The sequence below is a fragment of the Vibrio splendidus 12E03 genome (assembly GCF_000272105.2).
Classification (GTDB): Bacteria; Pseudomonadota; Gammaproteobacteria; order Enterobacterales; family Vibrionaceae; genus Vibrio; species Vibrio splendidus_I.
Window position 1 is genome coordinate 1 of the sequence record NZ_AJZD02000074.1, and the last position, 8,901, is coordinate 8,901.

General features: G+C 44.3%; 7 protein-coding genes. 5 read left to right on the forward strand and 2 right to left on the reverse strand.

Annotation, left to right across the window (positions count from 1 at the left end; genetic code table 11):
- Positions 1 to 14 precede the first annotated feature (14 nt).
- On the reverse strand, positions 15 to 416 hold the full coding sequence (locus A142_RS06940) for a hypothetical protein (RefSeq protein ID WP_019823354.1): 402 nt from the start codon (positions 414 to 416) through the stop codon (positions 15 to 17).
- Between the two features lie 787 nt (positions 417 to 1,203).
- Positions 1,204 to 2,088, reverse strand: coding sequence for a LysR family transcriptional regulator (locus A142_RS06945; protein ID WP_019823356.1), 885 nt, complete (start codon positions 2,086 to 2,088; stop codon positions 1,204 to 1,206).
- A gap of 157 nt (positions 2,089 to 2,245) precedes the next feature.
- Here A142_RS06945 and A142_RS06950 point away from each other — a divergent pair, with 157 nt between their 5' ends.
- The 5 genes from A142_RS06950 to A142_RS06975 form a co-directional block, all read left to right on the forward strand.
- Complete coding sequence (locus A142_RS06950; RefSeq protein WP_004730412.1) at positions 2,246 to 2,644, forward strand: RidA family protein; 399 nt, start codon at positions 2,246 to 2,248, stop codon at positions 2,642 to 2,644.
- 189 nt (positions 2,645 to 2,833) lie between these two features.
- Positions 2,834 to 4,294: an aldehyde dehydrogenase family protein gene (locus tag A142_RS06955; protein WP_029405522.1), complete on the forward strand. Its 1,461-nt coding sequence runs from the start codon at positions 2,834 to 2,836 to the stop codon at positions 4,292 to 4,294.
- Positions 4,295 to 4,476: 182 nt separating this feature from the next.
- Complete coding sequence (locus tag A142_RS06960; RefSeq protein WP_017060833.1) at positions 4,477 to 5,472, forward strand: membrane dipeptidase; 996 nt, start codon at positions 4,477 to 4,479, stop codon at positions 5,470 to 5,472.
- Between the two features lie 230 nt (positions 5,473 to 5,702).
- The gene (locus A142_RS06970; RefSeq protein WP_019823367.1) at positions 5,703 to 7,298 is read left to right on the forward strand and encodes a BCCT family transporter; all 1,596 of its coding nucleotides are present in this window, start codon (positions 5,703 to 5,705) and stop codon (positions 7,296 to 7,298) included.
- A 206-nt stretch (positions 7,299 to 7,504) separates the two neighbouring features.
- A partial coding sequence (locus tag A142_RS06975) for a hypothetical protein (RefSeq protein ID WP_069591562.1) occupies positions 7,505 to 8,901 on the forward strand: 1,397 nt, incomplete at its 3' end.

Below are 8,901 nucleotides of genomic sequence, written 5' to 3' on the forward strand. Positions count from 1 at the left end.
ATCTATAAATTTAATTACGCAACAAAGCCTCTTGTAGAGGCAGTAATAAATGGTGTTAAGAAGTACCCAATCATTGTGAAAATGTACGCGTATAATATTACTGGGTTATCCAATTTAAAAAACTGGAATGCCAGGATAAACATTAAGAACGTATAGGTTATTTTCACGACACGACTCATTTGCATTAAGTCACGTAAACTATAATTAGGATTCTTGTGCACCTTAAGGCTTGCATATATAAAACCAAACAGCGGTGGTAACATCGCGATTACGACACCCAAAGCTGAAGACTCCATATCTACTTTATTACCAAAAAACACTTCATATAAAACTACACCGACGGCTAATACTATTTGGCAGAGAACAACTCTTTTAGCAGCAACAAGGATGTCGCTACTTATCCCATTAAGCCTCATAATAAAACCTTTTATTTAACAGTGTAAGTCAATATAAAACACAGTTTGAATATGTTTTGTTACTAGCACTTACTTGTTAATAGCAATTTGACTTGTTAATAAACCTTTACTTGTTAACAAAGAAATAATCTTTCTGGCTTTATATCTCCTGACGAAATTAAACGAAATAAACTGACTCGCTATCGTTTCGACAAAATATAAACTACGCCTAAAATTATGTGATCAAAACGACAAATATCGACATCAATAATTCCATTTTTGAAATGAGTGTTTTCCATTTATGAAAGTAATAGTTCGATTGGAATATTCATGAGAATTTAAGATGTATTATTTTCTAGGGTAGGAGGGGGTTTTCAGTAGAATTTAGAGGGTTAATTTGGCTGCTTACGATCTTATCAATTAAGACTATTCAAACACTTACAATCAATTCCAAATAAATTACAGAGCGTCATTCCGGTAGCCGTTGGCACCGTTTTAACCACTGATGTAAGCCTTTGTTTGTTGAGTGATTTATCTATACGGCGTTCTCTATCGAAAACAAAATATTTTTTAATTTGTTTGTCACACAGCCATAAATCATGCGTTGAAACGGATAAATGGTCACTTAAGAAAGAGATTCTGGGAATCATTTAGCCCCAAATATGGATGTGCAGAGCTGAAAATCGGCGCTAAAACTTATGATACAAAGATACAAAGATACAAAGATACAAAGGCCAAACGTGGAGCTAGATCGGAGATCATGCTCCACCATCGGCCTTATAAAGGAAGCGAACTTAATCAGCTTCCTTTATGAGTCTTCATAACTTAGGTACTGAATACACAAGTCGTGAAAGGCTTGTGCCTGTGGCGATATAGTCCGGTCAGCTAACCTGAAAATACCGATTTGGCGCTGTAAAGGCGGATCAATCAATGGAATCCACACCAAGCGGGTTTCATTGGTTGGGAAAGCCAGTTTAGGCAGCGTGGTCACGCCTATCCCGAGCTCTAACACCGAAAACAGCGAAGTAATGTTCTCTACTGAATACAAAGCTTGTTCGCTGAGCATTCGTGCGGGTGTTGGGTCAAGTAGGGTACAAGTCCCGTTGCGAATGAAGGGTTGTTTTAACAAAGTTTGCCATTCGATTCCCTCTTTTTGAGAGGCGATAGGGTTGTCTTTGAGGCAGACCACACCGATAGGATCGGAAAGTAAAGGCGTAAAGTCGATGCTCTCTTCTTCTAAATGGGAGCTATTTCCGAGGGCAACATCCACCTCTCCAGACAGTAGTCTCGCTTCCACACCTGCCGCATTATCATCAATCAAGCTGACTTCTACATTAGGGTACTGCTCACAAAAGGCCCCTAAAACACTAGGGATTAATTTTGCGGCGACCGATGGCACGCTCGCTATTCGAACTCTTCCTTGTTGTCCTGCCGCAGCTGCGCGCAGGTCATTGTCTAATGCTTTGTAAACATTCAGGAATTGAATGATTTTTGGCAGGCATATTTCCCCGAAAGGTGTCAGCGTTGATTTGTTGCCTGTTTCAAACAGTGGCTGACCAAGTATTTTTTCTAGCTCTTTTATTGACGTAGAAAGTGCCGCTTGCGATCGATTTGCACGGTGAGATGCTGCTCGAAATCCGCCTTCTTCGACCACTAAAACGAAATGTTTTAACTGTTGTAGCTTAATACTCATGGCACTGATCCTTCTCTAGCCCTTGCTATGCCTTACTTTCTGTAAGGTGATAGATTTTATTTATCAAATGCACAAAATTTACCGTTAGATTTATCAGTCGTCAAGGTGCAGTATTTAACCATCTTGAAACATAGTTGTTACAAAGTTGGATGGAATCGTGAACGCACAAACTAAAAAACACCCAGTAAAAACCGAGCTTTTCGCTTCAAAAGCACCACTAGAGTGGGCAATCGTTAATAACGGCACTCTATACACGGCACAGATTCCAATTGATGAAACTGGCGCAGTAGTAGAAGGCGGTATCGAAGCGCAAACGCGTCAGACTTTTAACAACCTTGTTCATACGTTGGAGTGTGCAGGCGAATCTATGGATTCAGTGCTGCAAGTTCTGATTTACGTGACAGACCGTGAATATCTAAAAACGGTCAACAGCGTATACGGAGAATACTTCAATGCACCTTATCCAAACCGTGCTGCGGTCGTCGTTGCAGGGTTAGCAAGAGAAGAAATGTTGGTTGAGTTCGTGGTTTACGCATCAGCCTCTCAACCTGAATAAAGATACTGTGAACTGAGGCAATTTGCGGATTAAAGTTATTTGTCTGTAAAGATCTTTATTGATACAAGCGTCTTGGTTCAGTTTTAGATACAAGATTTAAACGTTATTTGTTATATAAATTAACGTTTTATTCATTAATCAGATGGTTGCCAGGCTCAAACGCAACCTAACCGTTACAAGGACAGAATGATGACTCAATTACAGAATGTTCAAGCAGAAAACGCACTTTACATTGGCGGCGAATGGCAAGCTGGTGTAAGCACCGTTGCGAACATTAACCCATCAGATATTTCTGAAAACATCGGTAACTTTGCACAAGCAAGTGCTGACCAAGTTCAACAAGCGATTTCAGCGGCAAAGCACGCTCAACCAGAGTGGGAAAAAACGCCGATTGAACGTAAGCAAGCAGTACTTCAAGCAATCGGTGATGAGCTGATTGCACGTTGTGATGAGCTAGGTACGTTACTTTCTCGTGAAGAAGGTAAGCCTTTTCCTGAAGGTCGTGGCGAAATTTACCGTGCAGGTCAGTTCTTCCAATACTTCGCAGCTGAAGTGCTTCGTCAAATTGGCGACAACGCAGAATCAGTACGCCCAGGTGTTTCTGTAGAAGTGACTCGTGAAGCGGTGGGTGTTATCGGCATCATCTCTCCTTGGAACTTCCCGACAGCAACGGCTGCTTGGAAAATTGCTCCTGCATTGGCTTTCGGTAACAGCGTTATCTGGAAACCAGCAAACCTAACACCAGCAAGTGCGGTTGCGCTTACTGAGATCATCCACCGCCAAGGTATCCCTGCAGGTACGTTTAACCTTGTACTAGGTAGCGGTTCAACGGTAGGTGATGCACTGATCAACTCTAAAGAAGTGAACGGTGTGAGCTTTACTGGTTCGGTTGATACGGGTCGTAAAGTAGCAGCAGCTACCGCACCAAACTTCGTTCGTTGCCAACTAGAAATGGGCAGTAAGAACGCACTTGTGGTTGCTGACGATGCTGATATCCAAACAGCAGTTGATGCAACTATCGCAGGTTCATTCTCTGGCGCAGGTCAAAAATGTACAGCATCTTCTCGTCTAGTGGTTATGGACGGCATTCACGACCAATACGTTGAAGCACTGATTAAGCGTATGAGCGAGCTGAAAGTGGGTCACGCACTAGAAGAAGGCGTGTTCATGGGGCCGGTAGTTGACGGTAACCAACTTGAAGCAAACCTAGGCTGGGTTGAGAAAGCGCGTCAAAGCGGCGGTGAGCTGGCATTTGGTGGTGAACGCTTGAGCATGCAACACGAAGGTTTTTACATGTCTCCAACGCTGTTCTTAAACACTAAGAACGATTGGGAAGTGAACCAAGAGGAAGTGTTCGCACCAATGGCAAGCGTGATTCGTGTGGCTGACCTAGAAGAAGCTATCGCGACGACCAACGATACTCGCTTTGGTCTAACAGGCGGCATCATTACTCAGAGCCTACGTACTAGCGCAATGTTCAAGCAACAAGCACAAACAGGTTGTGTGATGGTGAACCTACCAACAGCAGGCACGGATTACCACGTACCGTTTGGCGGCCGTAAAGAGTCTAGCTTCGGTCCTCGTGAGCAAGGTCAATACGCGAAAGAGTTCTACACAGTGGTTAAGACGGCTTACCAGCGTCCTTACTAGATAGATCTCTATTAATTGACGTTCTATTAATGAAAAGTGGCCTGATTCACAGAGTCAGGCCAACATTCAAACCAAAACAGCAAACGAACTTAGACAAGTGATTTAACCCATTTTTGAAAACATGTTACTTGAGCGTGTTTTCAAAACCGAGCTAGAACACTGAGCTTTCAATAGGAGTGGTTATGTACCAGCAACGGATTGTTATAGATGGATTGCAATACTGCAATTGGAACAGAGAATATTTCCAAACACTAAAGGCGAGCGGCATTACAGCAGTTCACGCTACCGCGGTTTACCACGAGACAGCTCGTGAAACCTTATCTCGCTTTGCAGAGTGGAACTTAAGATTCGAGCAGAATGCAGACCTTATCATGCCGATTCACTCAATGGCTGATGTTGAGACTGCAAAAGCGACCGGTAAAGTCGGTATTTTCCTTGGTGCTCAAAACTGTTCTCCAATCGACGATGAGATCGGTCTCATCGAAGTGATGCGTAAGCAAGGTCTTTTGATCATGCAACTGACGTACAACAACCAGAGCTTATTGGCGACAGGTTGTTACGAGAAGAACGACACAGGTATTACTCGCTTTGGTAAACAAGCCATCGAAGAGATGAACCGAGTGGGCATGATCATTGATATGTCTCACAGTGCCGAGCGCTCAACACTTGAAGCAATTGATTTGTCTTCTCGTCCTATTTGTATCAGTCATGCGAACCCAACATTTGCTCATGATGCACTACGAAATAAATCAAACGATGTGATTAAAGCCCTAACCGCACGCGGCGGCTTAATCGGATTCAGCTTATACCCATTCCACCTACCAAACGGCAGCCAATGTACCTTGGAAGACTTCTGCCAAATGGTTGCGACTACTGCTGACATGGTCGGCGTAGAGCACCTCGGTATTGGTAGTGACCTATGCTTAAACCAACCTCAAGCCGTTCTTGAATGGATGAGAAATGGTCGTTGGTCTAAAGCAATGGACTACGGCGAAGGCTCTGCGAACAACTCTGGTTGGCCAGATGCGTTGCCTTGGTTCTGTGGTAGTGCGGGTATGGAAAACATATATAACGGATTGATGCGTCATGGTTTCAGCGAGTCTGAAGCTGGGCAAGTCTTAGGAGAAAACTGGTTTAACTTTTTGAAAGATGGCCTAGAGCCTCAAACCAAGGGTTAATGGTTTCTCGCGAGCCATCATCGAATTAGCAGCCTTGTAACAAACGTTCAATGAGCGAGTGCTGCTTAAACCAATTTCACTATTCAAAAGGAACAACGGTCTATTTCGCAACGCGGTAACCCAAACATGGATTAGCCTGCCCAACACAAAAAACAATAGGGCAGGTGTTAAATACACCCTTGTAGTCATCATTCAAATGACAGCTGCAAAGAAACCTCTGGAGTCAGAGTATGTCTGATTTAACCAATAGCGTGAAATCTTCTAGCTTAAATGCGGGTCAAACACACAAAGCAAGCAACACAAACGAGTCTGAGTCTACGTCAGACAAATTAGGACTATCCAACCCAGCACTTTGGTACAGCGGCGGGTTTATCGCTCTGTTCGTGGCACTTGCTCTATTTGATGGCGAGCTGTTATCAAGCCTAGTAAATACGGGCTTTGCATGGTCTGTAAAAGTATTCGGTCCTTACTGGCAAATGCTTCTTCTTCTGACTTTTCTTATTGGTCTTGGCCTGGCGGCAGGGCGAACAGGCAAGGTTATCCTAGGTGGTATTGCTAAGCCTGAAATGGATGGCTTCCGTTGGATGGCAATCATCTTTTGTACGCTACTGGCGGGTGGCGGTGTATTTTGGGCGGCAGCTGAGCCTATTGCGCACTTTGTTAGCCCACCACCTTTATATGGTGCACAAGAAAACGCTCAACAAGGCGCAGTTAATGCCTTATCTCAATCTTTCATGCACTGGGGCTTCCTAGCATGGGCTATCGTTGGTAGCTTAACGTCTATCGTGGTTATGCACCTTCACTACGATAAAGGCCTACCACTTAAACCTCGTATTCTGCTTTACCCAGTATTGGGAGAAAGAGCACTGAAAGGCCATACAGGCGCACTGATTGATGCATGTTGTATTGTCGCAGTAGCGGCGGGCACCATTGGCCCTATCGGGTTCTTGGGCTTGCAAGTCAGCTATGCACTGAACGCACTGTTTGATATTCCAGATGGCTTCACGACGCAACTGATCATCATCTTATTCGCTATTGTTCTATACACGTTGTCGGCATTAAGTGGCCTTAACCGTGGAATGCAAATGCTAAGCCGTTACAACGTGATTCTTGCAATGGCATTGATGGTCTACATCCTGATCTTTGGCCCTACAAACTTTATCTTTAACGGCTACATTCAAGGTGTAGGCAGCATGATTGATAACTTCATCCCAATGGCGACATACCGTGGTGACGAAGGGTGGTTGAGCTGGTGGACAGTATTCTTCTGGGGTTGGTTCCTAGGTTACGGCCCAATGATGGCAATCTTTATTGCACGTATCTCTCGCGGTCGTAGTATTCGCCAACTGGTTTCAACCATCAGCTTAGTTGCACCGTTTGTTACTTGCTTCTGGTTCACGATTGTTGGCGGCTCTGGTCTTGCGTTCGAAATTGCAGACCCAGGTAGCGTCAGTAAAGCGTTCGAAGGTTTTAACTTACCCGGCGCACTGCTAGCGGTAACTCAGCAGCTACCAATGCCAATGCTTATCTCAATTCTGTTCTTAATTTTAACGACGATCTTTATCGTAACGACTGGTGATTCAATGACTTACACCATCAGTGTGGTGATCAGTGGTGAGACAGAACCGAATGCAATTATTCGTACCTTCTGGGGTGTGATGATGGGGGTAACTGCATTGATTCTGATTTCCCTAGGTTCAGGCGGAATCTCAGCGCTGCAATCCTTCATTGTTATCACAGCGGTACCTGTGTCCTTAATATTGCTGCCATCACTTTGGAATGCGCCTCAAATCGCAATCAAGATGGCAAAAGAGCAGGGCTTATAACAAATTAAAGAGAAACAAGGTATCAGCCTTTGAAAGAAGGCTGATACAAGGTTCCGAGAGGAACAGAAAAACCGTACTGGTGAAGATACACCGGGCGGCACGTATTTAGGTCAATCGATCTAGTCAGGACAAATAATAAGGGGTGAGCTCGCTTGCCCCAAATAACGTGAAAGCTAACCAGCACACTGTAACAACGAATGCTTCATATGATGGCAACGATCGGTTCTGAATGGCTAGCAAAATCCTATAACTATAAGGTGGTGAGCAAAATGGATGCACATCGTTCTACTTACACTGAATCAGCACTGCGTGACGCAACCGTCGTCATGGCACCGGAAAGGCTAGGTGCAATGCACCAAACACGCATCAGCTTCGTAAGAACTCTGATTCGTAAAATGGCACAACAGCAATGGAAAGTGACTAAACATGAGTGGCAACTGGATCCTCAAGGTTTTGGTCATGTTATCTATAAGCTAGAAACGCCAAATCATGTTTATCATTTGGTTGTTTTCTGCGATGAGATTGCAGACGACGAGCGAAATGACCGTGTAATTGCTGAAAAGTGGGATGTAACGTTTGCGCTTGTTCTTGGTGATGTTGATGTCGCCTTACTTGAAAGGCTTCGTGCGAATGTACCGCTACAAGAAGCAGGTCGTAATCCAAATAACGTGCTTGTGTTGGCGCGTGCAAACAAAAGTGTGCGAGTGTTTGAACACATCGTGAGTCACCTAGCTAAAGGTGTTCAACCAACACCAAAAGAACTGGCTGAAGTGGGTTATATCCTGCGAACGACGGCGGTATACGGTAATGGCAAATTTGGCATCGCTGACTTCAAAATCTTAGAGAAAAATGAAGATTTTAATCAGTCGTTTAGTGCGCAAATGTGTGCGGTTTATATGCTGCGTGAGTTCAGCCTAGATTGGGTTCATTACCTAGCCGAGCAACAAGGCGGTGAACAAGCGATTACCTTGCATAGAGGGTTACAACGTTACCTTGGTGTGGGGAATGCGACAGGTCTAGGGATGGCACCATACCTTATCAACCACCCAAGTATTGTCGACCAGTGGATGACGACTCGTGAACATGCATTGGCGGAAGTGTTAGCTCATCCTACCGAGACAGCTTTAATCGAGCCACTGCGAGCTTTGATGAGCAAAGCTGTGTCTCATCTGGAGCAGGTAGTCACCATTAATGAAAACCAACAACAGCTGAATAAAGCAGCTGTTGATGAGTTGAAACACGTAGAGCAATCGTTAGAAGTGTCTGTCAGCCAATGTGATACATGGGCGCAGTTAGTTGAACAATCTAAGCACATGAGTATGGAAGCCCAAGAAATCCTTATCTCATGCTTGATGGAATTGTACCCAGAATTAGTGGACGCCCACCAAGAGCAAATGAATTGCAGCGAAACACTGTCGCTTTCTAGCGGTAAAAAGATCCAAGACCTTTTAGTGGTATTGGAAGAGAAGTACCGCTGGGCAATTACTACTGACTTTACTAAAGCTGAGAACAACTATTGGTTCTGGTATCGCTCTCAAGACAAAGAAGAGCCAAGACTCGGTGTTCGAGGTGAGGAACTAGGCGAAGAGCGTGAACTGCCGTT